Source organism: Brevibacillus borstelensis, from assembly GCF_037834415.1.
GTDB classification, from domain to species: Bacteria; Bacillota; Bacilli; order Brevibacillales; family Brevibacillaceae; genus Brevibacillus; species Brevibacillus borstelensis_A.
This window is the reverse complement of record NZ_JAUMSJ010000049.1, coordinates 1-21,964: the sequence shown is the minus strand read 5'-3', so window position 1 is coordinate 21,964 and position 21,964 is coordinate 1. Positions and strand designations below refer to the sequence as shown.

General features: G+C 46.8%; 35 protein-coding genes and 1 pseudogene. 33 read left to right on the top strand and 3 right to left on the bottom strand.

Translation table 11 applies throughout. The annotated features are described in order from the left end of the window. The first annotated feature begins 108 nt into the window (after positions 1-108). The 4 genes from rnhA to Q3F21_RS24805 all read left to right on the top strand — a co-directional run bounded on the left by rnhA (position 109) and on the right by Q3F21_RS24805 (position 3,648). A complete protein-coding gene (gene rnhA / locus Q3F21_RS24820) occupies positions 109-543 on the top strand; it encodes a ribonuclease HI (RefSeq protein WP_003392226.1) in 435 nt (144 codons plus the stop codon). After that, entirely contained in the window at positions 540-1,745 is a 1,206-nt protein-coding gene (gene queG, locus Q3F21_RS24815; protein WP_340258905.1) for a tRNA epoxyqueuosine(34) reductase QueG, read from the top strand. Before rnhA ends, queG begins: the two co-directional genes overlap by 4 nt. Before the next feature lie 46 nt (positions 1,746-1,791). After that, positions 1,792-2,322 carry a methylated-DNA--[protein]-cysteine S-methyltransferase gene (locus Q3F21_RS24810; protein WP_340258903.1) on the top strand — a complete coding sequence of 177 codons (531 nt, stop codon included), beginning with the start codon at positions 1,792-1,794 and terminating at the stop codon, positions 2,320-2,322. Positions 2,323-2,643: 321 nt separating this feature from the next. Next, the gene (locus tag Q3F21_RS24805; RefSeq protein WP_340258901.1) at positions 2,644-3,648 is read left to right on the top strand and encodes an amidase domain-containing protein; all 1,005 of its coding nucleotides are present in this window, start codon (positions 2,644-2,646) and stop codon (positions 3,646-3,648) included. A gap of 51 nt (positions 3,649-3,699) precedes the next feature. Here Q3F21_RS24805 and Q3F21_RS24800 read toward each other — a convergent pair whose 3' ends face one another. Continuing rightward, the gene (locus Q3F21_RS24800) at positions 3,700-4,386 is read right to left on the bottom strand and encodes a ferric reductase-like transmembrane domain-containing protein (RefSeq protein WP_340258899.1); all 687 of its coding nucleotides are present in this window, start codon (positions 4,384-4,386) and stop codon (positions 3,700-3,702) included. Between the two features lie 299 nt (positions 4,387-4,685). Here Q3F21_RS24800 and trmL point away from each other — a divergent pair, with 299 nt between their 5' ends. The 4 genes and pseudogenes from trmL to Q3F21_RS24780 all read left to right on the top strand — a co-directional run. After that, positions 4,686-5,156 carry a tRNA (uridine(34)/cytosine(34)/5-carboxymethylaminomethyluridine(34)-2'-O)-methyltransferase TrmL gene (trmL, locus tag Q3F21_RS24795; protein WP_340258897.1) on the top strand — a complete coding sequence of 157 codons (471 nt, stop codon included), beginning with the start codon at positions 4,686-4,688 and terminating at the stop codon, positions 5,154-5,156. A gap of 49 nt (positions 5,157-5,205) precedes the next feature. Continuing rightward, positions 5,206-5,931 carry an HAD-IA family hydrolase gene (locus Q3F21_RS24790; protein ID WP_340258895.1) on the top strand — a complete coding sequence of 242 codons (726 nt, stop codon included), beginning with the start codon at positions 5,206-5,208 and terminating at the stop codon, positions 5,929-5,931. A gap of 213 nt (positions 5,932-6,144) precedes the next feature. Further along, on the top strand, positions 6,145-6,900 hold the full coding sequence (locus Q3F21_RS24785) for a hypothetical protein (protein WP_340258894.1): 756 nt from the start codon (positions 6,145-6,147) through the stop codon (positions 6,898-6,900). A gap of 804 nt (positions 6,901-7,704) precedes the next feature. Further along, positions 7,705-8,133, top strand: a pseudogene (locus tag Q3F21_RS24780) (protein prkA); the annotation flags it as partial. Positions 8,134-8,158: 25 nt separating this feature from the next. Here Q3F21_RS24780 and Q3F21_RS24775 read toward each other — a convergent pair. Continuing rightward, entirely contained in the window at positions 8,159-9,598 is a 1,440-nt protein-coding gene (locus Q3F21_RS24775; RefSeq protein WP_340258893.1) for a recombinase family protein, read from the bottom strand. 14 nt (positions 9,599-9,612) lie between these two features. Next, positions 9,613-10,260 (bottom strand): transcriptional repressor LexA, encoded by a 648-nt coding sequence (lexA, locus tag Q3F21_RS24770; RefSeq protein WP_340258892.1) that lies wholly within the window; start codon positions 10,258-10,260, stop codon positions 9,613-9,615. 141 nt (positions 10,261-10,401) lie between these two features. Between lexA and Q3F21_RS24765 the strand changes: the two genes are divergently transcribed. From Q3F21_RS24765 to Q3F21_RS24650, 25 genes are all read left to right on the top strand, one after another. Then, on the top strand, positions 10,402-10,644 hold the full coding sequence (locus Q3F21_RS24765) for a helix-turn-helix domain-containing protein (RefSeq protein ID WP_340258891.1): 243 nt from the start codon (positions 10,402-10,404) through the stop codon (positions 10,642-10,644). A 56-nt stretch (positions 10,645-10,700) separates the two neighbouring features. Next, positions 10,701-10,847 carry a hypothetical protein gene (locus Q3F21_RS24760; RefSeq protein ID WP_340258890.1) on the top strand — a complete coding sequence of 49 codons (147 nt, stop codon included), beginning with the start codon at positions 10,701-10,703 and terminating at the stop codon, positions 10,845-10,847. A 37-nt stretch (positions 10,848-10,884) separates the two neighbouring features. Then, positions 10,885-11,637 carry a phage antirepressor KilAC domain-containing protein gene (locus Q3F21_RS24755; RefSeq protein WP_340258889.1) on the top strand — a complete coding sequence of 251 codons (753 nt, stop codon included), beginning with the start codon at positions 10,885-10,887 and terminating at the stop codon, positions 11,635-11,637. A 41-nt stretch (positions 11,638-11,678) separates the two neighbouring features. Then, on the top strand, positions 11,679-11,822 hold the full coding sequence (locus tag Q3F21_RS24750) for a hypothetical protein (protein ID WP_340258887.1): 144 nt from the start codon (positions 11,679-11,681) through the stop codon (positions 11,820-11,822). A gap of 268 nt (positions 11,823-12,090) precedes the next feature. Next, positions 12,091-12,789, top strand: a complete 699-nt coding sequence (locus Q3F21_RS24745; RefSeq protein ID WP_340258886.1) for a Rha family transcriptional regulator — start codon at positions 12,091-12,093, stop codon at positions 12,787-12,789. A 14-nt stretch (positions 12,790-12,803) separates the two neighbouring features. Beyond that, positions 12,804-13,040, top strand: a complete 237-nt coding sequence (locus tag Q3F21_RS24740) for a hypothetical protein (RefSeq protein WP_340258884.1) — start codon at positions 12,804-12,806, stop codon at positions 13,038-13,040. Between the two features lie 3 nt (positions 13,041-13,043). Beyond that, positions 13,044-13,346, top strand: a complete 303-nt coding sequence (locus Q3F21_RS24735) for a hypothetical protein (protein ID WP_340258882.1) — start codon at positions 13,044-13,046, stop codon at positions 13,344-13,346. A 245-nt stretch (positions 13,347-13,591) separates the two neighbouring features. Then, positions 13,592-13,786, top strand: a complete 195-nt coding sequence (locus tag Q3F21_RS24730; protein WP_340258880.1) for a hypothetical protein — start codon at positions 13,592-13,594, stop codon at positions 13,784-13,786. 17 nt (positions 13,787-13,803) lie between these two features. Continuing rightward, positions 13,804-14,010: a hypothetical protein gene (locus Q3F21_RS24725; protein WP_340258878.1), complete on the top strand. Its 207-nt coding sequence runs from the start codon at positions 13,804-13,806 to the stop codon at positions 14,008-14,010. Between the two features lie 48 nt (positions 14,011-14,058). Beyond that, entirely contained in the window at positions 14,059-14,319 is a 261-nt protein-coding gene (locus Q3F21_RS24720) for a hypothetical protein (protein WP_340258877.1), read from the top strand. Between the two features lie 188 nt (positions 14,320-14,507). Then, the gene (locus tag Q3F21_RS24715; RefSeq protein WP_340258875.1) at positions 14,508-14,726 is read left to right on the top strand and encodes a hypothetical protein; all 219 of its coding nucleotides are present in this window, start codon (positions 14,508-14,510) and stop codon (positions 14,724-14,726) included. Positions 14,727-14,907: 181 nt separating this feature from the next. Next, positions 14,908-15,474, top strand: a complete 567-nt coding sequence (locus Q3F21_RS24710) for a host-nuclease inhibitor Gam family protein (RefSeq protein WP_340258873.1) — start codon at positions 14,908-14,910, stop codon at positions 15,472-15,474. Next, positions 15,471-16,106 carry an ERF family protein gene (locus Q3F21_RS24705; RefSeq protein WP_340258871.1) on the top strand — a complete coding sequence of 212 codons (636 nt, stop codon included), beginning with the start codon at positions 15,471-15,473 and terminating at the stop codon, positions 16,104-16,106. Before Q3F21_RS24710 ends, Q3F21_RS24705 begins: the two co-directional genes overlap by 4 nt. Next, positions 16,107-16,517 carry a single-stranded DNA-binding protein gene (locus Q3F21_RS24700; protein ID WP_340258869.1) on the top strand — a complete coding sequence of 137 codons (411 nt, stop codon included), beginning with the start codon at positions 16,107-16,109 and terminating at the stop codon, positions 16,515-16,517. A gap of 11 nt (positions 16,518-16,528) precedes the next feature. After that, complete coding sequence (locus Q3F21_RS24695) at positions 16,529-17,125, top strand: hypothetical protein (RefSeq protein WP_340258867.1); 597 nt, start codon at positions 16,529-16,531, stop codon at positions 17,123-17,125. Between the two features lie 2 nt (positions 17,126-17,127). Further along, positions 17,128-17,433 carry an HNH endonuclease gene (locus Q3F21_RS27545; protein ID WP_425341301.1) on the top strand — a complete coding sequence of 102 codons (306 nt, stop codon included), beginning with the start codon at positions 17,128-17,130 and terminating at the stop codon, positions 17,431-17,433. Positions 17,434-17,462: 29 nt separating this feature from the next. After that, positions 17,463-17,648, top strand: coding sequence for a hypothetical protein (locus Q3F21_RS24690; protein ID WP_340258865.1), 186 nt, complete (start codon positions 17,463-17,465; stop codon positions 17,646-17,648). Positions 17,649-17,688: 40 nt separating this feature from the next. Further along, positions 17,689-18,015: a hypothetical protein gene (locus Q3F21_RS24685; protein WP_340258863.1), complete on the top strand. Its 327-nt coding sequence runs from the start codon at positions 17,689-17,691 to the stop codon at positions 18,013-18,015. Between the two features lie 116 nt (positions 18,016-18,131). Then, complete coding sequence (locus tag Q3F21_RS24680; protein WP_340258861.1) at positions 18,132-18,944, top strand: hypothetical protein; 813 nt, start codon at positions 18,132-18,134, stop codon at positions 18,942-18,944. Further along, entirely contained in the window at positions 18,835-19,695 is an 861-nt protein-coding gene (locus Q3F21_RS24675) for a DnaA ATPase domain-containing protein (RefSeq protein WP_340258859.1), read from the top strand. Before Q3F21_RS24680 ends, Q3F21_RS24675 begins: the two co-directional genes overlap by 110 nt. A 285-nt stretch (positions 19,696-19,980) precedes the next feature. Further along, positions 19,981-20,199, top strand: a complete 219-nt coding sequence (locus Q3F21_RS24670) for a helix-turn-helix domain-containing protein (protein ID WP_340258857.1) — start codon at positions 19,981-19,983, stop codon at positions 20,197-20,199. Positions 20,200-20,222: 23 nt separating this feature from the next. Further along, complete coding sequence (locus Q3F21_RS24665; RefSeq protein ID WP_340258855.1) at positions 20,223-20,474, top strand: hypothetical protein; 252 nt, start codon at positions 20,223-20,225, stop codon at positions 20,472-20,474. A 7-nt stretch (positions 20,475-20,481) separates the two neighbouring features. Beyond that, positions 20,482-20,880 carry a RusA family crossover junction endodeoxyribonuclease gene (locus Q3F21_RS24660; protein ID WP_340258853.1) on the top strand — a complete coding sequence of 133 codons (399 nt, stop codon included), beginning with the start codon at positions 20,482-20,484 and terminating at the stop codon, positions 20,878-20,880. Between the two features lie 209 nt (positions 20,881-21,089). Further along, complete coding sequence (locus Q3F21_RS24655) at positions 21,090-21,275, top strand: hypothetical protein (RefSeq protein ID WP_340258851.1); 186 nt, start codon at positions 21,090-21,092, stop codon at positions 21,273-21,275. 134 nt (positions 21,276-21,409) lie between these two features. Beyond that, positions 21,410-21,952: a site-specific integrase gene (locus tag Q3F21_RS24650; protein WP_340258849.1), complete on the top strand. Its 543-nt coding sequence runs from the start codon at positions 21,410-21,412 to the stop codon at positions 21,950-21,952. Positions 21,953-21,964: the final 12 nt, after the last annotated feature.

Here is a 21,964-nt window from a genome sequence, read left to right as displayed (position 1 = left end):
CAGGTCACTCCTTACGAATCAGTATTTTTGGGTAGTATAGCAAAAAAATTTTGTGATCGCGACTATCCTTCGATACAATAAGAAGAAGACAGGAGGGATTCCCCGACGATGCGTGAAGTTACGATTTATACCGACGGAGCATGTTCCGGCAATCCCGGCCCGGGAGGCTGGGGAGCCGTGCTGATGTATGGTGAACATAAAAAAGAGATGTCCGGTGCCGAGCAGGGGACGACCAACAACCGGATGGAGCTGAAGGCTGCGATCGAAGCTCTGTCTGTCCTCAAGGAACCCTGCAAGGTCACTCTCTATAGCGATAGCGCCTATCTGGTGAATTGCTTTCAACAGGGATGGTACAAGGGATGGCTGCGAAACGGGTGGAAAAACAGCAAAAACCAGCCAGTCGAAAATCAAGATTTATGGAAGGAATTGCTGCGTCTGATGGAGATCCATACGGTCCAGTATGTCAAGGTAAAAGGGCATGCTGACAATGAATGGAACAACCGATGCGATGAACTGGCGACGGGAGCGATCAAGAAGCTGTGAGCGACCGCCGCTACTGGGAAGACACGAAGCAAGCGATCATCCGTTTTGCCAAGGAAATTGGGATAGACAAGATCGGGTTTGCCAGCGCTGATCCCTTTCTGACATTGAAGCAGCGCCTTGTAGAGCATCGGGAAAAAGGCTATGAATCAGGCTTTGAGGAGCCGGATTTGGAAAAACGGACCGAGCCTTCTCTCATTCTGGAAGGCGCTCGCTCCCTAATCTCGATCGCACTGGCTTATCCGTCCAAGCTGACCAATCCGCCAAAGTCCGAGCCAGGGGCGTATCGGGGCATTATGTGCCGGGCTGCCTGGGGGACAGACTACCACCATGTCCTCAGGGAGAAGCTGGACAAGCTTGCTGACTTTATTCGGCAGCTGGAGCCGCATGCACAGATTGAGTCCATGGTCGATACCGGAGCGCTTTCGGATCGGGCAGTGGCGGAAAGAGCCGGCTTAGGCTGGGTAGGGAAAAATTGTGCGCTCATCACTCCGGAATTCGGTTCCTGGGTTTATCTCGGCGAGCTTCTGACCAATCTCCCCTTGCCACCGGATACTCCGGTAGAAGAAGGCTGCGGCGACTGTAATATTTGTGTGGAGGCTTGTCCGACCGGGGCGCTGGTTCAGGGAGGACAGCTGGATTCAAAAAAATGCGTTGCTTTTTTGACGCAGGTAAAGGGGTTCATCCCGGATCAGTACAGAAGCAAGATCGGTAATCGACTGTATGGCTGCGATACTTGCCAGACAGTATGTCCCAAGAACCGAGGCTTGCATTTTCAGCACCATCCTGAATTTCAGCCCGACCCGGAGCTGGCAAAACCGTTGCTGCTGCCCCTCCTGCAGATGAGCAACAAGGAGTTCAAGCAGAAGTATGGCCTGTCTTCTTCTTCCTGGAGAGGGAAAAAGCCAATCCAGAGGAATGCCATTCTCGCCTTGGCGCACTTTCGAGATCGATCTGCTGTACCAGACCTGATTCGATTAATGCAAAGCGATCCGCGGGAAGTGATCAGAGGGACCGCAGCATGGGCTTTGGGCAAAATTGGCGGTCAGGAAGCAGTGGAGGCCCTTTACAAGGCTCTGGAACAGGAGCAATCGGAAGAGGTCATTGCCGAGGTACGGAAAGGAATCTCGTTGCTGCAACAGGCCAGTTCTTCGCGGAAGGGGACAGTTTCCCGGGAAAAAAGCGAGGATAAAGGGATCGGTTAGCACACGTTTGCGGGAGAAGAAAAAACGGCTAGGGAGGAATGCATTAGTGGGACAAACGATAGGTTACACCACCATGGACTCGCCGATCGGACCGTTGTTATTGGCTTCTACGGATGAAGGGCTGTGCTATATTGAATTTGGGGACGAGGAGCACGCGCTGCCTATATTGCAGCGATGGGCCCGCAAAACCTTTCTCGGAGCGACCCTGGAGAAAAACGCGGCTTTGAATCAGGCTGCGCAAACCGAGCTGGAGGAGTATTTCGCGGGCAAGCGGACCCGGTTTGACATTCCGATTGTTCTGTACGGCACCCCTTTCCAAAAGGCTGTTTGGAATGAGCTTACGCGGATCGGATACGGGGAAACAAAATCGTACAAAGAAATCGCCTTGGCCATCGGTCAGGCAAAAGCCGTGCGGGCTATTGGCGGCGCGAATAACCGCAATCCGATCCCGATCGTTGTGCCTTGCCATCGGGTGATTGGTTCAAATGGAGCGCTTGTCGGGTACGGCGGAGGGTTATCCATTAAAGAGCATTTATTGGCGTTGGAAGGAGTGGGAAAGCCAGCAGCCTCATTGTGACGGAGAAAAGCTATCAGTTGAATCAAGGCAAAAGCTGTCCGCTGAATCGGCAAAAGCTGTCGGTTGAATCGTTAAGAGCTATCCAGCTATCCGTTAGTCGGACAGCTTTTTTTGTGTTATGCAAGCATCTTTATCGAGAAGAGAAGCAAGCGACAGCACTTGACCCGGTTGCGTCAGTCTTGACTAAAGTCGCCCCGGCGATACGTTTCTGTTGGATATATTTTCCTTCTGAACTTATGCGTCAGCTCATATTTTAACAGCATGGGAAGCGTGAGAATAAGGTGCCTGACAGGACATGCATGGAAGAGGGGAGGAAGCGTATTGGCGGACCGGCACGATTCAGCAGGAGCTGCAAATCAAGAAGAATGGCAGCAGTTCCTCAAGGACTATTTGGATGACGTTCACCGCTATGAAGTTGATCAGGGATATGAACGTATATGGCCGTTCTGGAAAGAAGGAAAAGAACGTGAATCGCTTATCTGGAGACAGTGGCAACGTTGGGAAGAGCAGCTTCAGGAGAGAGGGGCGCTTACAACAGCTGTGCGCGGGCGTGCCATCCCCCTCTTCTGGATGGAAAAGGGCAGGGAAGTCCAGCTTTGTATGGCCTGGAAGGTGCAGCGTTGGTACAACTTGAAGGGAGAGACCGGGGTAGAGGAAGTCCGGAAAATTTTGCGTGTCACTTTGACTCGAACCGACGCGGGATGGTGTGTTGAGAATGTCGAGGAATCCAACGGTGACGGTGCCTTGCCTGACGAGACGGAAGAGGAGACGATAACACTCGCCGAAGCAGAGGGGAATCCGCTTCCGACACTCATCGTACATGGGGCAGGCGGATACGATACGGAGCGGGCCATTGCCTATGCCGAGCGATATTGGGATTCTGCCAATCCCGCCTACCCGCTCTTTACGGATAACTGTACCAACTTTATCTCGCAATGCTTGCATGCCGGCGGAATCCCCATGCTTTTTTCGCGGGAAATGGGAAAGGGCTGGTGGATGCGCGGCAGCGGAAAAGGTGCAAGCTGGAGCTATAGCTGGTCGGTGGCGCACAGCTTATATTTGTTGTTGAAGTCTGGTGGACCGCCGATGCGAGCGGTGGCCATCCCTTCTGTCGATCAGCTGGAGCCGGGAGACATCATCTGCTACGACTTTGACGGAGACGGACGGTATCAGCACAATACGATCGTTGTGGCAAAAGACGCGAACAACATGCCTTTGGTCAATGCAAATACGACGAACAGCCGGCTGCGCTACTGGGACTACCGCGATTCGACGGCCTATACACCGCAAATCCGCTACGCTTTCTTCCGCATCCGTGGAACGTAAAGGATAAAGACAACGAAACGAAGCAGTGCCTCTCGTACAGAGAGGCCCTGATCATTTCGCCCGGCGCGAGACGACGGTTTTTACAAAGGCGATGAGACGAATGGCCACAACGACAGCAGCGATCCACAAGAAATCGCCCGGGGTATGGGGCTCACCTTTGATCGAATTGATATAGATGAGTGCGTGAAACACGACCAGGACGAATACGAGCAAATTGCTCATGTGGATACGCTTCCAGCTTGCGCCGCCAAGCAGCTTTTCGGCGTAGCGGGAAGACGTGATCCAGAGAGTAAACAGGATGAGAAAAGCGATCAGTCCCATATAGTTCGACAGGCCGGTAAAAGTAAGATTGGGAAATAGTCCCCCGCCGTACATGCCGTCATCGAGGAAGAAAAGGCCTAGCCACCCTTTCGCTGTCATATCGCTTTGCAGGAAATGCAGCCGGGGCCCCTTTTCGAAAATAAACAGGACCAATGCGACGTGGATCAGCGCACAACCGCCGCCTAAAATCCCCAAGTCCCTCCGCAGCAACAGCAGCTGGGGGGCAAGGCGAGGCAGCCACTGCTTTATCGGTCCGAGCAGCAAAGTAAGGCCAATCAACAGGAAAGCCACATATCCGGAGAGCATGCTCAGTGCTTCCGGTGTAGGAAAAAAGGAAAACTGCGGCCACTTGATCCAAAAAACAGCAAAAAGGAGAAGCAGGCTGACAGCAAAGGCAAGGACACGAAACCGACTCATTGCAAGGCCACTTCCTTTCAGTGCGATACATATTTCTTTTTGGATGCAGATCACCTGTGTTTTGTTACAGGAAGCGGCGGCTTAAAAGCGGCAGACTTTTCGTTGAGCTTGCGAAGGGAAACGCACTGGTTCGAGAGGGGACAAAACAGGATGGCTGAAAGGGGCGGATTTGCAGGATGACGGGTCGTCAAAGAGTGACGTGGGTGTACTGGAAAACAGGCAAACGGTGGCTTTCCTTATGTCTGTTTATGTATAATAGAGGATGTTTGATAGTCCGGTAACCAAGGAGATTTTTAAACATGCCGTTACACATCGTTCTTCATGAGCCGCTCATTCCTGCAAATACGGGAAATATTGCCCGTTCCTGCGCTGCGACGGGGGCCCATCTGCACTTGATCCATCCACTTGGCTTTTCCACCGATGACCGCTATCTGAAGCGAGCGGGTCTGGATTACTGGCACGCGGTGCAGGTTCATCACTATGATGACTTTGACCGCTTCGTCCAGATGCAGGGAGAAAACGCAGGCACGTTTTACTTTGTAGAAACGTGGGGAGAGAAGCTGTACACCGAGATTTCGTTTCGCGATGGCGATTATATCATTTTGGGCAAAGAAACGACCGGTCTTCCGGAGGAATTGACAGACCGGTACCGGGAACAGACGATCCGCATTCCGATGAGCGGCGCCACCCGTTCCGTAAATTTGTCCAACTGCGCCGCCATTGTACTGTTTGAGGGGCTTAGACAACTGGGTTTCCCTGGACTCAAATAAGCATGGTGAGCCGAAATCTGCCAATCATCCGACAAGGGAGAGAACGTACATGAACGTTACAACGATCCTATTTGACCTCGATGGAACGCTGCTGGAAATGAGAACGGATCCGTTCGTAAAAGGCTATCTGCAAGAGTTGGGAAAGTATATGGGGGATAGCTACGACAGTCAGGCGCTGATCGGTGTCATCTGGGAAGCGACCAAGAGGATGATCATGAATCAGGACCCCGAAAAAACGAATGAGCAAGTCTTTATCGAATACTTTACAGAGCACAGTCCGTGGCCAAAGGAAGAGCTGTGGCCGCTGTTTGACAAGTTTTATCAGGAAGTGTTTCCGTCGCTCTCGCATCTGACGCATCCGTCCCCTTGGGCGAAAAAAATTATTGAAGCGGCCAAACAGCAAGGATACCGCGTGGCAGTGGCGACAAATCCGGTTTTTCCCCGTGACGCCATTCACAGCCGTCTGGCCTGGATTGAATTGTCACCTGACGATTTCGAACTGGTGACGGTCTACGAGGAATCCCATTTTACCAAGCCGAATCCGGGCTACTTCCAGGAAATCTGCAGCAAGCTGGGAGTGGAGCCTGCAGAATGTGTGATGGTCGGCAATCACATGCAGGAAGATATGGTCGCGAGCAAAGTCGGGATGAAGACATTTCTTGTCACGAATTGGCTGGAAGACCGTGGAGAGCCGCAATATCCGGTCGATCAACAAGGAACGCTGGAGGAGCTTTACACGGCGATCACAGATCGGACAGGCCTGTTTGCCAAATAAATACAAAAATCGGAGGGGCTGGTTCCCCCCTCATAGAATCAATTGCTGAGCAGGCACGAGGTGCCTGCTCTTTTTGCGCATTTGACAGTATAGTCCGCCATGCTGTAGTCCACAATCTTTCACTGTTATCCCATCATTTTCACATACTTCTTGGCTACTCTATTTTTTGTACCAGGAAATCTGGGGATGGCAAGAGTGAAGGAGAGGATTTAAATGAAAAAATGTATGACTTCCATTTTGTCATTGAGCCTGCTTTTAGGAGGCGTATCCGTTGTTAATGCAGCGGAAGTGCCATCCGTCGACACGGCAGTCCATGCAAAAGCGGACAAACCTGCAAAAGCCGAGAAGCAGGCAAAGGCTGAGGTGAGTCAGCAGAAACTTGAGAAGATCAAGGCGCTCGCCGAAAAATGGGGCATTGACACGACGAATTTGACGGCAGAGCAAATAAAGGAAGCCTACAAAGCGAAGCGTGCAGAGGTTCATGGCGAGAAAATGGCCAACCTTAAGGAAAAAGCCGAGAAGTGGGGCGTTGAGGTTGATGGAAAGACAGCAAAAGAAGTGAAGGCAGCTGTCAAGGCCAAGCAAGCGGAAAAACATGAGCAGCAGCTGGCAAAGCTTGTGGAAAAAGCCGAAAAAGCGGGGGTGGAAACGTCCGCTGACCAGACTGTGAAGGAAATCAAACAGGCGATCCAGGCCAAAAAAGCCGAAAGCAAACAGCAGCGTCAAGCAAAGCAGGCCGAGCATGTCGCCAAGCTTCAGGAAAAGGCGGATCAACTGGGAATTGATACAACAGGTAAAACGGCAAAAGAGCTGAAGGAAGCAATCCGAACCAAAATTGCTGAAAATAAGGCCGCTAGCAAGGCTGAAAAAAAGGCTGAGAAGCAAGCGGAAAAGCAGGCGAAAAAAGAAGCAAAACAACAAGCAAAACAACAAGCAAAACAACAAGCAAAACAACAAAATCGGGTGTAGTTGCCCTCGAAGTGGATCTTGGGGAATTGAGTCATCGTCTGGCGATGGCTCTTTTTTTGCGAAAAAAACCTCATGGCTGCTGGTATGAAAGCAAAAGAAGGCTTCGATAAAAAGCTTGAGGCGAGTCAGACTTGTCCTATCAAAAAAACAGGATGCCCATCAAAGGCAGCCTGTTTTTTTCCTGGGAGCGGTGTGAAAAGGAAAGCCGAGAACCGGCTTGGCCTTACAAATTCCAGGTTTTGTCTTCGTTATATCCTGCCGTCAGTATGAAAAACAGAAAAGCGGCAAAGACCAATCCTACGATAAACGTACCCATGTTGGACTGCTCCTTTCGTTACCAAACTACTCCCATTATAACCTAGCCTTCCCTGTTTGCAAGGGAAATAAGGAGAGCGCTTTCTGTCATTCTCATGAATTTTTTCACTCGATTTGCCGCAGAGGAAGCAAAAATTATCTGAATCTTATGGGAAATTATGAACAGGGAAAGAGGAGGCGCTAGTGATTCTGGAGGAGGGAAGTTCCGGTAGGGAAGATCCCAAGTAAAACGGGAGCCGTTGCCGCTAAAACAGCTCATCGGGTTTGAAGCGACAGAGTAGAACAGGTCATGCCAAATCGAGCTTCCGATCTTGAAGTTCACTGAAACATGTGGGGTCTTCGCGCATACAGATAGGAAAAGGCAGCATACGTGCAATGTCTTCACTTGAGAACAACTTCGATGTGAATGCGTGGCCGCTGGCGGACATATACATGAAAGTACATGGTCGTTCGCGAAGAGAGAGGGCTTAAGAGGGAGGAGAGACGAGCATGGACATTTTAAAGCGCATCGCAGAGCACCGGGCCCGAGAAGAAAAAATGATGTGGAAAGGCACATTTGCCGAATATTTGGAACTCGTTCGTAAAAATCCGCAGATTGCCCAGACTGCTCACTCGCGTGTCTATAATATGATCAAAGGCGCCGGCGTAGAGGAAAACGAGGATGGCAGCCGTTCCTATCGTTTTTTCAGCCGGGAGATCTTTGGTCTGGACCGCGCTATTGAACGATTGGTGGAGGAGTATTTTCATTCCGCCGCCAGACGACTGGACGTACGTAAGCGGATTCTGTTATTAATGGGCCCGGTCAGCGGGGGAAAATCGACGATCGTAACGATGCTCAAAAAGGGTCTGGAGGAGTATTCCCGAACGGATGAGGGCGCGCTTTACGCTCTGGACGGCTGCCCGATGCAGGAAGAACCGAACATACCGTAAGTACACCTTAAATTTATAACAATTCGTAATCGGAAATCTGTATTTTCGCCTTTTTTTTGGGTGGTACAGCTGGTTCGATCAAGTCTAAAGTGATACTTTTAAAGAGTGAGTGTACAGCACTTTTTTTCGCCTCATATGAAAGCGAAGACCATTCGTTTTTTATTCCTTTTAACATTTGTTTGGTCATTTCTAAAGCGTCAGCAGAGATGCTTTCGGAAGACATCGCTACTAAAGATGATTCCTCTTTGCGAATATCCTCAAGTAATTTATTATACCTCTCCTTTGTGATGTCTCCTTCAAGATATAACTCCTCAGCTCGTTCCCTTTTTCTTCTAAGGTGTGCTTGTTGGCGTTGTACATCTTCAATTGTCATTATCTCTTCAGGATTATTAACTTCAATATCTGTTTCGGACAATACCAGGAGTTGCAAGAAGGCATTTTCAATAACGTCTTCAGATATTGCTTGTACATCACAGACTCCGAAATTAAATTTACCTCTACATTTATAAAAACGATGTATTTTTCCGCTTTTTAGTTTTTTGAATGATCCAGAAAAACTATACCCACATTTTTTGCATTTTGCTACAGAGCTAAACGGATAAGCGTTGTCAGAACGAAATGCAATTACGCTTCTGCGTTGAAGGGTTTGTTGAACTAATTCAAACTGCTCCCTATCAACCAACGCTTCAAACCCATCTTGCTCATATTCCTGGACGATCTCTTTGCCGGTACGTTTTCTAATTCCATTTGATGTGGTTTCGTAGTTCCACCTGATAAGTCCTGTATAAATGGGGTTACGCAGAATATACCGGATAGAAAAATCGCTCCAATTATCCCCTTTTTTAGTTTTTAAGCCTTTGCTATTCAAATCTTTAGCAAGTGACTGTGATCCAACGTTTAAATAACGATTAAATATATAGCGCACCCATTTCGCTTCTTGGTCGTTCACGACTAGTTTACCTTCAATTAAGTCATAGCCGTAGGGGGCTACTCCGCCGTTTCGCATCCCTTGTTCAGCTTTCTTGGTCATAGCCATGTGAACTCGCTCGGCGATTGTCTCGCGCTCCCATTGTGCTAGGGTTGCAATGAGAGTAATAAAAAGTCGTCCTGTCGCAGATGTGGTGTCAAATATCTCTGTGGCAGACTTAAATTTAACGTCATGCTTGTCCATTAGTTGAAGGAGGTCGTGAAGATCAGTTACAGATCTGACAAAACGATCCAACCTATACACCAGAACAACATCAAATTTCTTCGCGTGAATATCATCCACTAACCTATGCATTTCAGGACGATCAATATTTTTCGCTGAAAAACCATCGTCACAATAATCATCAACAATAGTCCAGCCTTGAGAGGATGCATACGATTCCAAACGGACCCTTTGTGCTTCTAAAGAAAACCCCTCTTCTGCCTGCATGTCAGTTGATACTCGACGATAAATAACGCAACGCATAAATTGTATCACCTCTATAAACTTATGACGATCTTCTTTAGTTTGCCAAGAATCTCCACATTTTTTTGGGAACACACAATCGGTGGGTAAGTTGGATTTTCGGATTGTAGAACCATCGAGTCGCCATTTTTATATACACGCTTCAAGACGGCTTCTTCATCGATGAGTATAGCTGCAATTTCTCCGTTTTCAACTTCTGGTTGTTTGCGAATCAAAAGCAAGTCTCCATCGTGTATACGGGCATTAATCATACTATCTCCCTTTGCACGAAGATAAAAATGTTCGCCGCCGTTAAGCCACGCCTTTGGAGTATCCTCATAACCTTCTACATTTTCGAATGCCAAGGCTCCTGTACCGCATGAAATTCTCCCTACGATTGGCAATTTAACCATTTGAGGTTCGTAGTTCGAAATATCGACAGGTTTTAGGGATGGCGAAATACTTCCAGCAGGTACCTCTAAGGATTCAGCAACAATTTGAATGATGTTTGGAGCCATTAATGTTTTAGCATTGATGTAATCAGAGATTGCACTCGTAGACAGTCCGGTCATCTCGCTAAGGTCTTTTTGAGTCAATCCTTTTCTCACGAGGATGGATTTCAAGTTGTAAGCAATGTCCTGCATTATTTTCTTTTCAACATCGGTAATTCTACGTCTAGACATGTTAACTCTCCGTTTCTTATTGATATTAATCCGATTATAACGGATAAACAAAACTTTTGTAAACAAAAAATCCGAAAAACTCGGTTGACAGTCCGGGAAACCCGGATTATGATAGGGATAAGAAAGGTGGTGATTCGCTCGATGAACTTCAAAATGACGCTTAGAGCAGCTCGAGTCAACCGAGGATTAACCATTAAGGATGTGGCGAAGCGTACAGGTAAATGCGTTGACACCATTAGTAAGTATGAATCTGATTCGACAAGCATTCCGCAGGACTTGATGATTGAACTACTTGGCATCTACAGAGTCCCTTTCGAGTTTATTTTTTTCGGAAAAGAATCCGAGTTTCACGGATTTTTGGACCGGAAAAAAATTACGGCTTGATAATAGGGTCGTCCACTTTGATTCGCTACATACATTGTTAGAAGGAGGGGATAAAAATGGCGTCCGTAAAAGCGATCAAATTAAACGAGGAACAAACCAAAAGGTTCCTTAGTTTCTTTATACCCGAGCTTATTGAGCTTGCGAAAAAGAGAATAGCTGAAAAGGACCCAGAAAAATGTTTAAGCAAAGCAAGCGGCTCTTAGAGCTGCTGCAGTGGACAAGCAGAGAGGGGATGAAAGGTTGAACAACCCACAAATTTTCAATCATCCAATGTTCGGAGATGTCCGAATGGTCGAAATCAACGACAAACCTTATTTTGTAGGCAACGATATTGCGAAATCCCTTCAGTACGCAAGACCTTATGAAGCTGTTTCGACTCACTGCAAGGGGGCGGTAAATTACCGTATCCTTACGAACGGCGGAGAACAGGAAACAAAAGTGATTCCCGAAGGAGACGTTTACCGCCTTATCGTAAAGGCTTCTGATCAAAGTCGGAATGAAGAGATCCGCAAAAAGGCAGAACAGTTTGAGGTCTGGATATTTGATCAAGTACTCCCGACTATTCGTAGAACAGGCGGTTATATCAATAATGACGACTTGTTTATCCAGACATACTTACCTCACGCGGATGAACAAACAAAAACGACGTTTCGGGCAACACTATCGCTGGTTCGGAAGCAAAACGAGCAGATCGCGGTGATGCAACCCAAGGCAGACTATTTCGATGCGCTGGTTGATCGGAATCTCCTAACAAACTTCCGAGACACCGCCAAGGAGTTAAAGGTTAAGGAACGTGAATTTATCTCCTGGTTGATTGAAAAAGGTTATGTATATCGCGACCAAAAAGGAAAGATCAAGCCATATGCTCAGTATGTCCCGGAGTTGTTCAATCTGAAAGAGTGGGAGCGAAACGGAAAAGCAGATGTTCAGACACTGATCACTCCAAAAGGGAAGGAGACATTCCGGTTGTTGTTGGAAAAGAACATCGCTTAGGAGTCGCTTTGGTGGACAAGCATGAGAGGAGGTGAGTAGGGATGGATATTAAAAAAACCGTTGAGGAACAAGTAATATCAATTCAGGATCGTCTGAAAAAAGACTCCAACGACCTCAGCATTGAAGAATACATCATGCTTCATCAGCAGTTGGAGAATTACATCAGTCTTTTACTTCGAGTGTAGTTCAGTTCGTAATCGCCTGATTTCTCTTTCTAGTTCGCTATTATTTTTGTGAATTGCTTCGGCAACAGCTATTGATATTGCCCGGATGTCATCGTGGCTTAAATTTCTCGATAGACGATTGATCTCGCTTCGGATGACTGATTCCAAACTGCTTCTACTTTTTCCAACAGTCATAACCTAAACCCTCCCTTCTTCGAAAATTGTTAGTTCGGACAACTTCCAATATTCGACAGAGAGGGATAAAGTCCTACAAAAAGGAGATGAAAGAATGAGTCAGTTGCAAATCATTCAACAAAACGGGCGGTTGCTGGTGGACAGTAGAGAAGTAGCCGAGTTGATAGACAGGCCGCATAACGATCTGATGAAAAGTATCCGGAACTATTCAGAATATCTTACTAAGGGAAATTTCTCCCTCAGTGACTTCTTCATCGAAAGCACGTATCAAGACAGCACCGGCAGAACTCTCAAATGCTATCTCCTCACACGCAAAGGCTGCGACATGGTAGCCAACAAACTAACAGGCGAAAAAGGCGTTCTCTTCACGGCTGCATACGTCACCAAATTTGAAGAGATGGAGCAGCAACATCTCGGATTGAGCCCAGAAGTCAAAGCAATCTTCTTCCTGGATAAAAAGACACAAGAAATCGAAACCCGCGTCGAGAAGCTCGAAACCAACATGACTATCGACTACGGCCAGCAGCTGGCACTTCAACGAACAGCAAAAGCACAAATCCTCCAGCTGGTCGGTGGAAAAGACGCTCCGGCATATCAAAACAAGCCACTACGGGACAAGCTGTTTAGTTCCATCTGGAGTGACTATAAGGATTACTTCAATGTAGGGTCCTACAAAGACACTCCGGTCAAAGATTGCGAAAAGGCAAAAGAATACCTCAAAAAGTGGGCACCTCAAGGAAAGCTTTTGCGAGAGGTAGAGGAAGCAAACCGGCAGCTTACATTTGTTAGTTGAAAGGGGAATGTGAAATGGAAAAAACAGTTCGTGCAAAAGCGCAAGAAACATTCGTGAAAGTGTGCGACGAAGTACAACGTATGATTACTAATCGCGGACTTATTGATGAGGAAAACCTGCAATCTGCTGCCAGACTGATCGAAGTGCTCAGCATGACTGGAATGCTCTACGATGGTGAGCCTAGACTTGATATAGACGAAGCATACAGGACATTAAGGCTCTTTAAAACAAGGGGAGAAGGAGTTGAATAAATCGTGCCAAGCAAAACCTTGGAGGTAATCCAGAAGAACATTGACCGCAAAGTCATAGAGATTGCCTCTCGTTTCGGAGGAAAAGAAAACGTTGAGGTTGCGCTTGAGCAAATGATGGCGCATTTGCCCAAGCATTGTACCCCCGGGATATTCGGGATTGTGGTTGAGCTATTGTGGTTACGGTTTACAGTGAATCAATTTTTGTCCGATCTGGAACAAAACCAACAGAGACTTGAAAAATCGGCTCTTTACTCTCCATTGCGTATCTCTGAAAATCCCGATTCAAATCATCTAGTTGGCCCATAACAGCGATTACTTTCGACTTCATTTGATGGTCCATTTCGGTAAGGCAGCTCGGACAATCCAACGATTTTTCATCACGTAGAGGAGCTTCGCCAAAAACGGAATATTCGTAACCGCATGTCATGCATTGAATTACGGCCTTTGTATGCATACTCACAACCTCCCTTCTAAAGAGTGTAGAACATAGCACTAACAATTCGACAGAAGGTTGGAAAATCCTACAAAATTTGTTGAAAGGAGGCGAAACCATGAGCATCAACCGTTACCCACGGTACGTAAGCGCAGCTGACGAATTAAAAGGGGCGCTAGTGACATACGTACATGAAGTGAAGATGACGGCACCAGAACTAGCACCACAGGTAGAGAAGCTTATGCGTTCTGTACTTGAGCAAGATGTTGAAATCTTCAATTTTCTGCGCAGCCGACGTGCGACGAACAACTGAGGGGAGTGATGATGGAAATGAGTAAACGCGAAGAGAAAGTGCATCTATCCAATGGTCCAACAACCGGAGCCTACATCTGGTCCTGCCCGGGTTGCAATGGAACATACAGTTGGTCGAAACAAATCAATGCAATGTGGGGGCATCCTGATGATAAGGCGTTCTGCGCGGTGTGCTTCAAATATTATGAAATCACCAATCTTGACCAATATGGGCGTGTAATTTAACGAACTTTCAGGGGGCAAAAACAGCGATTTGTCAAAGGTGGTAAAGAGATGAAAATTCCAAAACAGTACGAGTGCTTGGACTGCGGATTTATTAGCAGCAGATCAAAAACAATAAAAGTAACATACGGAAACATGACCGTCCTTGGATTTGCAATCTGTTTCAAATGTCGAGGCCGAGTCAAAGAACGTGAAGAATGGCTGGAATGGCACCGGAGAGAATACGAGAAGGCAGAAGCCAAATGGCTTGAGGAACGAGCTAGAAAAGCTTTGGAAGGGAGGGAAACGAATGGAAACCTATCTACTTCGTAGGCTGTTGCGGTTTTACCAACAAAGGATGGTCGAGGCCAGGACAGCAGGGAACTTGAGAGCATACAACATTTATCGACAAACAACCAGAGAACTATCGGAAACCATCCATAGAAAAGAAAAAAGCGCCTAAAAACAGCGCTCAAAATACACCAAAGCCAGTATAAATAAAAAGCTATCGGAGGTCAACCATGAAACCGATAAGCGCACGAATAGATGATCTGCGAAAAGAAGTGGACAACCTCACGGCCCTGCGCGATGAAGCAAGGTCTGAATGGCATCGCTATGCAGACGAGTCGATATATTACCGCAATAAATCTGTAGACGCTGAAGTACGGATGCATGATCTGAATAATGAAATTGAATACCGGTTGACGGAAATCGCTGAATTGGAGGGGTCTAGTAAATGAGAGTTTGCTGCTGTTGCGAAGAAGAAGACATATACAAACAGTTGATTACTTTGCCTGTGACGATTGTGTTTGAGAGGAAGAGATATACTCGTCCAGCGTTCGAACCAACTGACAATTTCATATGCTTCGACTGCTTGCAAGAAGAAGCAGAAAACATATTCGCGTTATAGGAGGAATGATTATGAACGCACTGGAGCAAATGGAACTTGATGAATTGCGTGATCTGGTTTTTCAGTTACCTGAAGCTGAAGTAAAGCAGCGCTTTCGTATAGAAAGTTTGGACTCCCTTAACTGGGCGCTTCGTAAACTTGCCGCTCTCGAGGCTAAACGCAAAGAGAATGAAGCATTGGCGAAAAAGGAGTACGAACGGATTAAGGCGTGGGAAGAAAAGATGACACAGGATATTGAGGGGCACAAACAGTTCTTTACCGCGCTGATCGAAGAATACGCAAGATCGCAACGAGCAGCTGATCCGAAATGGAAGGCATCCACGCCTTACGGGAAAGTCGGTTTCCGAAAGCAGCAGCCAAAATGGACCTACGACGAACAGAAGGCCCTGGAATCGGTAGAAACGGCTGGGCTAGATAAGTTTGTCCGAGTGAAAAAAGAGTTGGATAAGAAGGCTCTAAAGGCGTCTGTGAAGGTTCTGGAAGATGGGAGGGTGCTGGATACAGAAACCGGTCTGTTCATCGAGGGAATCACCGTTTCAGAGCAGCCAGAAGCGTTGAAAGTGGAGGTTGTGGAATGAGCGAACAGCGAACCTTAGTCAAAAAATTGGCTAAAGTCATGCAAGAAGTCAAGTACATCCAAAAGCGCGGGTACAACAAGTTTCATCAGTATAAGTATGCTACGGAAGCAGATGTCGCTGAAAAAGTTCGTGAGATTTTAGCCGAGCAGAACGTCATCATGATTCCGAACATGACTTCACATTCGATTCGTGAACACACCACGAACAAAGGGAATCGGGAGTACATTGTGACTGCAAACATGGAATTCAAGTTCATCGATGGGGATAGCGGAGAAGAGATTACATTCAACATGACGGGGGAAGGGCAGGACCCTGGAGACAAAGCCACTTATAAGGCGGTTACAGGCGCTCAGAAATACGCTCTGATGAAAGTCTTTATGATCCCGACCGGAGATGACCCGGAAGCAGACGAAGGTGTTGATCAGCGAAACAATGAGCAGCGATCAGGCCAAAAACCAGCGCCAAATGTTTCGGCCCCAAAAGAGGCGACGCTCAAAGCCAAATATCAAATGGGGAAAGGCTCGTTGGATGGCTTTGACGATTGGTACAAGCAGCAGAAAGCAACAGGGCTTACAGATGAACAGATTGACGCAATCCTCACAAAGAGGCTCAAGGAAACGGGAGTGGCTTAGATGAATAAAGTGATCCTCATTGGCAACCTGACCAAAGATCCGGAATTACGGTATACCCCCAATGGAGTGGCTGTTTGCACCTTCACAATCGCGGTAAACAAGCGAGTTAACGGAGAGAATCAAGCTGACTTTATCGGCATCGTGGCATGGCAAAAGACAGCCGATCTATGCGCTACCTATCTCCACAAAGGCAGACAAGCAGCCATTGAGGGCCGCATCCAGACGCGCTCTTACGACAACAAAGAAGGCAAGAAAGTATACGTCACTGAGGTAGTGGCTGAAAAGGTTGAATTTATTGGCGGCAGAACAGGTGACGAAGGGGCTGCAAGTAAAAACGCTGACTCGTTTGGTGATCCGTTCGCGAATCCTGGTACACCGATTAATATTTCGGATGACATGCTCCCATTTTGAGGTGATGAACGATGAAAAACTCGGGTTATGGACGCATCTGGTCTGAAGAACGTGTAAAAGATGAAATTCTTGAGTGCATGAGAATTCTACTAATCGATCGGATGCCAACTGCTCAAGAGCTTGTATCAATAGGCAGAAATGATCTTCACTGCAAAATTTCCAAGACCAAACGATACTCGGGGTGGGCTGAAGAATTGGGAATTCTCCTTAAATCATGCGATACAAGAACCGGACAATCTTATGAAGCGGTGGTAAAGGATCTGCTGGAACAGCGAGGTTATCAAGCGGAACGTATGAGTACCAAATACCCTTACGACTTACTTGTAAATGGGCATCTAAAGGTAGATGTCAAAGTTGCTAAACCTCATATGTTACGCGGCGAGTCAAGGGTACACACATTTGCAATTCGCAAGGTCAAACAAACCTGTGATCTATATGTATTGATGGCGCTGGATGAAGAGGATCATTTCGAGAGGATTTTCATTATCCCAAGTCATGTCCTTAACGTTGTAACCCTTTGTGTAGGGCAGGAAAGCAAGTGGAACGCCTACGTTGATCGTTGGGATCTTGTCAAAACGTATGATGATTTCTTTCGGGGAGTTGGTTAACTATGTTCGAAGAAGTTAAGGCAGCTCCGAAACCTTCCTATAAGCGGCGCACTCCTAAGCGTCGAGAACGCGGCAGAATCAAGCCGAAAACTTACACTAGGGTGTTTGATCGGGACAATGGACAATGCATCCTATGCGGGCGTGGAGACACCCTACAATGCCATCATCATGTATACCGATCGCAACTCGGCAAAGGAACAGAAGACAATCTAGTCATGCTATGTGTCAGATGCCATGAATTGGCGCATAGCAGCAAGGAAACAAGGGAACGGATTGGGATGTATTTGAAAAATCTGTATCCAGTATGAATGCGTTTAGGTAAGGGAGGCGATTAAAAATGAGAAAGATCATGAAAAAGTCGGCATTTGCTCGATATTTGCGTGAACAAGCAGAGCTTTTGGAGGAATTTGCACAAAACATCGAGGATGGAGAAGTTCCTCACGAAAACCCCATCATACTTCACATAGATCTACACCCCTATCTCCAGTGGGAAGAATGTCAACTTGAATTAGTGGATGGGTAATAAATGATCAACCCAACAACACCATCCACAAGGAGGCATCATGGATCTCGTTAAGATAGTCGAAGACATTCGCCGCGTCTCTCAACGACTGGACAAGCTACCTGCAGAATTGCGCAAACAAGCGATAGCATACGCCGAGAAGGAACGCACTTACCGACTGGCATTGAGCCAAGAAATGATGAAGCTGCGGGCGGAAAACATGCCCGCAACTCTCATCAACGATGTGGCGCGAGGCAATGTAGCCAATTTGAAGTTTGAACGGGATCTGGCTGAGGCGTTGTTCAAAGCAACTGTGGAATCCTCAAGAGCAATCCAGGCTGAAATGAGCGGTCTGCAGTCGATTTACAGAAGACAAGATGAGGTGTAGCTAACTTGAAACAATAACGAAACACCTTGAAGCATTGATACATCAACGTTCACGGCACCACCTAATCGCTAACTTGAAACAGCAACGAAACAGCAATTTAGGTAGGAAGTGGGGTAATGGGAGGAGCTTTTTTAACCAGTAGGGAGATATTCTCTAACCCGATTTGGACAAACGTTGTTGAGTTCCGCCTGTTCTTCCTCATCTACGGGAATGCCGTATTTTCTGAGGAAGGGGTGAGAGTCGGGGACATCCTCTTGCAGCGCGGGCAGTGGTTACGGTCGATTCGAAATCTTCAAAAAGACCTGGAGTATATGGAGAATCGGGCCGTGAAATCCTACTCAACAGCAACGATAAAAAGAGCAATCGACAGCTTAGTAAAACAGAATCGAATAAAAATTGAAACAGTCGAACTTGGAACACTATTTACGGTCGTGAATTACGCGGTGTATCAAGGTTTTGATCACTACGAATCTGTTATACCGAAACAACAACGAAACAGTGACGAAACAGCAACGAAACAGCAACGAAACAATAATAAGAATGTAAATAAGGATATGAATGTTATTAAGGATAAAGAAGAAAAGATTAGGCTGCTCGATTCGGTTTTGCTAACGCAAAAGCAAATCGATACGTTGATCAAAAAATATGGTCAAGAAGGATACGAACGAATTGTTTGGCTACTGAATGATTACAAGACCAGGACGGGGAAGCAGTACGATTCAGATTACCAAGCTATCAATCGGTGGGTGTCCAAGCGTTACCTTGAGGACCTTCAAAAAGCTGCAAAGGGAGGGAAACCATTTGCAGGGGTTAGACAAAATGCTGGAGGGCATCAAAGCAAGGGCGGAACAACAAGCCCGTTTGATGGCTTCAAAGTCCCAACCAAAAAACGAGACATCGCCCCAGTTGAATCAGACGGTTTGTTCTAAATGCAATGGAGCGCAGGGGGTATTACGAACATGGTATGAGGACAAAGACTTTACAAAGCTAGTCGATGGCGAATGGATTACTGAAACAAGACAAATAAAGTGCGAGAGTTGGGAATGGTGCACTTGCTATTTGCAAAAGCGCACATTGGCAGCCAGTAAGATCACTGAGGATTTTAAAGAGAAAGGGTTTAAAAACTTCTCTTTAAATGGTCGTCCAGACATCGTGAAGGAACTGTTCCAAGTAGCCAGAGATTACGCCCTTAAATTTAAGGAGATACGCAAAGAACGGCGGAATTCCATTGCGTTCCTGGGTAATCCTGGCGTTGGAAAAACGCATCTACTCATGGCCGTTTGTAACAACCTGATGCATCAAAACATTCCGGTTATATACTTCCCATGGGTAGAAGGATGGAATGAGATCAAAGACGATTTCGACTTGCTGAATAAGCGTGTGAACATGCTGAAAGAATGTGACCTGCTATTCATAGACGACTTGTTCAAAGGTAGACCAATGGACGAACAAGGGCGCGGAGGACCTACACCCTTTCAACTCGAGCAACTGTTCGGGATTGTGAACTATCGGTATCTGGAGAAAAAGCCCATCATGATTTCGTCCGAATGGTCATTTGAGAAAATCGTCAAATTGGATGAGGGTATCGGGTCGCGTTTGGTGCAGATGTGCAAAGATTACACGGTCGAAGTTGAAGGAAATCCATTTGAATTGAACTATCGGTTGGTGGAAGGTGATTAATTTGCAGGTTGATTATCTCGGAAAACAATATACCGCAATCGGATTCGCCAGAAGCACGGTATTACCAGAAGAGTTTGTATTATTGCAAGGGCATGGCGAATACCTCGTAGCGCCAACGCATGATTTGAGTGGGTTGAGTTGGCGCAATGACAATGCGGCTGAGCAAGTGGATAACGCAAATGGGGGGTGAAGACAATGCTCATTTGTCCGGTTTGCTCTCATGAGATGAGACGGAGACGCAGAAACATCTACTTTTGCGGGGAATGCGAATATGAGCTGGAGCAAATGACCATCGACGACATTGAGAACAAAGAAAGACAGAAGCTAATTGCGGCCAGATTAAAGGCGGGATTTGAAACGGTGCATGAAGCAGCTGAGGTTACTGGGTACAGCGCGAAGTATTTACGGGGGATGGAAAGAGGGAAATTTCCACTCACACCAAAGTCAGCTGGTCGGTTGGCAGTTGTTTATGGATGCGGGATCAGCGATTTGATTGACCATTAAAAAGCAAGAAAGGGAGAGGGAAGATGAGCTATCAACGCGATGATCAGGAAACTATATTGCGCTATGACAGATCAGAGGGCCGCTGGTTTGCCTACAGTTCTTATGGGCCGCACGTGCAGAAGATTGAGCGATTGGCTGACAAAGTCGTCTCGGTTGAAGCTGATGCCAATGGGAAGCTCATTCAGATCGAAGCGTTTCTGGGAAAGAAATGCGTGAAAATCGGTAAGCCGAATGGCACGGATGAATGGCAGGCCGTAGGAGTACTGGAGGAATGATGGAACCATGAATGAATTACGAATCGTTATTCCAGGAAATCCTCCGTCCATCAACCATGTATACCGAAATGTAGCCATCAACCGAAGAATCACCACGGCAGACGGTCAGAAATGGCGTCAGAACGTTCAGGCGATAGCAGCTAGGGTAATTGCCACCCAGGGATGGAAAACGAGCACAGAAGAGAAGCTGGTGGCTGAGGTAATGATCTATTGGCCTACCAAACGTAAACGTGACGTTGAGAACGTCGGAAAACTCCTATGGGACGCATTGGAAGGGATCGTGTACGAAAACGACAGGTGGCTACTCCCAAGGTATATGGACTTCACGGTAGACAAGCATAACCCAAGGGTAGAAATTAGGTTTTACCGTATGGAGGAGGCGACGGATGTATTACATCGCTTGTGAAGACTGCGATTTTATCTGGACTAAAGAACAGGTGCAAACCTTCCGGCATCTTTGGCGACAAGGCTTACATCTGGTAGACATTGCGAAGGAGCTTAAACGGCACCAAAACGAAGTGGTTATTCTCGCAATGGACCAGGCAGACCTTGGATACATCAAGCTTAGATACGGCGGAATCTACGGTCAGGAATGGAAAAAAGGGAGGAGAAGCAATGGAAAGAAACGACCTCGTTACAGGCTACGAAGGTATTTTGAACCGAAACAAGCTCAAGGGTAGTCCTCCGGGAGAGGTAATAACCTACAAGCTGTCAGAGGAAGAACGCTTGAAGGTGATTAAGCAATACGGGCCGCCACTTAGGTATCAGGTAAACGGCAGCACAATCAAACGAGCAAACTAAACCGAATATCAGATCAAACAGGCGCGTGGTTACGCGAAAATATCCAAGTATACCGATGTGTTCATGTTAAATTCTACTGCATCAGTGGAAGGTTGATTCTCCTTTTGAAACGCAAATAGAGGGGAGAGGATCGCATGAATATCGTTGAACCAATTCGTGACGCCGGGAAGATCGAGGAAATGAAGCAGCTGCTTAAAAAACAGTCTAATCGTAACTACTTCCTATTCGTGATGGGTATCAACACAGGATTGCGTATCTCAGACCTATTGCCCTTGAAAGTGCGGGATGTAAAAGGGAAAAGTCATCTGCTGATTCATGAGAAGAAGACAAAGAAACGCAAGAAATTTAAGCTGAACGCAGATTTGCGCAAAGAAATCGCCCAGTATGTCGCGGGAAAAGGGAATGACGACTTTCTGTTTGCGTCAACCAAACGGCCACAGCCAATCACTCGGGTGCGATCGTACCAGATCATCAACGGAGCAGCGAAGAAAATCGGACTGACTGAGATTGGCTGCCATACGATGCGAAAGACATTTGGTTATCACTTCTACCAGCGCACACGAGATATTGCCACTCTTCAGATGATTCTGAATCACAGTCATCCACAAATCACGCTTCGGTATATCGGGATCAACCAAGACCTGATGGATGACGCTGTAGACCGGTTCAGCTTATAGGATACAAACTCT

What these genes read in the sequence shown, in the direction of transcription:
- Q3F21_RS24745 (WP_340258886.1), top strand. Translation starts at nt 12,091, where the DNA reads ATGAGTCAGTTGCAAATCATTCAACAAAACGGGCGGTTGCTGGTGGAC.
- Q3F21_RS24655 (WP_340258851.1), top strand. Translation starts at nt 21,090, where the DNA reads ATGGAAAGAAACGACCTCGTTACAGGCTACGAAGGTATTTTGAACCGA.
- Q3F21_RS24660 (WP_340258853.1), top strand. Translation starts at nt 20,482, where the DNA reads ATGAATGAATTACGAATCGTTATTCCAGGAAATCCTCCGTCCATCAAC.
- Q3F21_RS24680 (WP_340258861.1), top strand. Translation starts at nt 18,132, where the DNA reads ATGGGAGGAGCTTTTTTAACCAGTAGGGAGATATTCTCTAACCCGATT.
- Q3F21_RS24730 (WP_340258880.1), top strand. Translation starts at nt 13,592, where the DNA reads ATGAGCATCAACCGTTACCCACGGTACGTAAGCGCAGCTGACGAATTA.
- Q3F21_RS24760 (WP_340258890.1), top strand. Translation starts at nt 10,701, where the DNA reads ATGGCGTCCGTAAAAGCGATCAAATTAAACGAGGAACAAACCAAAAGG.
- Q3F21_RS24775 (WP_340258893.1), bottom strand. Translation starts at nt 9,598, where the DNA reads ATGCGTTGCGTTATTTATCGTCGAGTATCAACTGACATGCAGGCAGAA.
- rnhA (WP_003392226.1), top strand. Translation starts at nt 109, where the DNA reads ATGCGTGAAGTTACGATTTATACCGACGGAGCATGTTCCGGCAATCCC.
- Q3F21_RS24785 (WP_340258894.1), top strand. Translation starts at nt 6,145, where the DNA reads ATGAAAAAATGTATGACTTCCATTTTGTCATTGAGCCTGCTTTTAGGA.
- Q3F21_RS24695 (WP_340258867.1), top strand. Translation starts at nt 16,529, where the DNA reads ATGAAAAACTCGGGTTATGGACGCATCTGGTCTGAAGAACGTGTAAAA.
- Q3F21_RS24710 (WP_340258873.1), top strand. Translation starts at nt 14,908, where the DNA reads ATGAACGCACTGGAGCAAATGGAACTTGATGAATTGCGTGATCTGGTT.
- Q3F21_RS24725 (WP_340258878.1), top strand. Translation starts at nt 13,804, where the DNA reads ATGAGTAAACGCGAAGAGAAAGTGCATCTATCCAATGGTCCAACAACC.
- Q3F21_RS27545 (WP_425341301.1), top strand. Translation starts at nt 17,128, where the DNA reads ATGTTCGAAGAAGTTAAGGCAGCTCCGAAACCTTCCTATAAGCGGCGC.
- Q3F21_RS24675 (WP_340258859.1), top strand. Translation starts at nt 18,835, where the DNA reads ATGCTGGAGGGCATCAAAGCAAGGGCGGAACAACAAGCCCGTTTGATG.
- Q3F21_RS24720 (WP_340258877.1), top strand. Translation starts at nt 14,059, where the DNA reads ATGAAAATTCCAAAACAGTACGAGTGCTTGGACTGCGGATTTATTAGC.
- trmL (WP_340258897.1), top strand. Translation starts at nt 4,686, where the DNA reads ATGCCGTTACACATCGTTCTTCATGAGCCGCTCATTCCTGCAAATACG.
- Q3F21_RS24685 (WP_340258863.1), top strand. Translation starts at nt 17,689, where the DNA reads ATGGATCTCGTTAAGATAGTCGAAGACATTCGCCGCGTCTCTCAACGA.
- Q3F21_RS24700 (WP_340258869.1), top strand. Translation starts at nt 16,107, where the DNA reads ATGAATAAAGTGATCCTCATTGGCAACCTGACCAAAGATCCGGAATTA.
- Q3F21_RS24665 (WP_340258855.1), top strand. Translation starts at nt 20,223, where the DNA reads ATGAGCTATCAACGCGATGATCAGGAAACTATATTGCGCTATGACAGA.
- Q3F21_RS24715 (WP_340258875.1), top strand. Translation starts at nt 14,508, where the DNA reads ATGAAACCGATAAGCGCACGAATAGATGATCTGCGAAAAGAAGTGGAC.
- Q3F21_RS24765 (WP_340258891.1), top strand. Translation starts at nt 10,402, where the DNA reads ATGAACTTCAAAATGACGCTTAGAGCAGCTCGAGTCAACCGAGGATTA.
- Q3F21_RS24790 (WP_340258895.1), top strand. Translation starts at nt 5,206, where the DNA reads ATGAACGTTACAACGATCCTATTTGACCTCGATGGAACGCTGCTGGAA.
- Q3F21_RS24670 (WP_340258857.1), top strand. Translation starts at nt 19,981, where the DNA reads ATGACCATCGACGACATTGAGAACAAAGAAAGACAGAAGCTAATTGCG.
- Q3F21_RS24750 (WP_340258887.1), top strand. Translation starts at nt 11,679, where the DNA reads ATGGATATTAAAAAAACCGTTGAGGAACAAGTAATATCAATTCAGGAT.
- Q3F21_RS24705 (WP_340258871.1), top strand. Translation starts at nt 15,471, where the DNA reads ATGAGCGAACAGCGAACCTTAGTCAAAAAATTGGCTAAAGTCATGCAA.
- Q3F21_RS24650 (WP_340258849.1), top strand. Translation starts at nt 21,410, where the DNA reads ATGAATATCGTTGAACCAATTCGTGACGCCGGGAAGATCGAGGAAATG.
- Q3F21_RS24740 (WP_340258884.1), top strand. Translation starts at nt 12,804, where the DNA reads ATGGAAAAAACAGTTCGTGCAAAAGCGCAAGAAACATTCGTGAAAGTG.
- Q3F21_RS24800 (WP_340258899.1), bottom strand. Translation starts at nt 4,386, where the DNA reads ATGAGTCGGTTTCGTGTCCTTGCCTTTGCTGTCAGCCTGCTTCTCCTT.
- lexA (WP_340258892.1), bottom strand. Translation starts at nt 10,260, where the DNA reads ATGTCTAGACGTAGAATTACCGATGTTGAAAAGAAAATAATGCAGGAC.
- Q3F21_RS24690 (WP_340258865.1), top strand. Translation starts at nt 17,463, where the DNA reads ATGAGAAAGATCATGAAAAAGTCGGCATTTGCTCGATATTTGCGTGAA.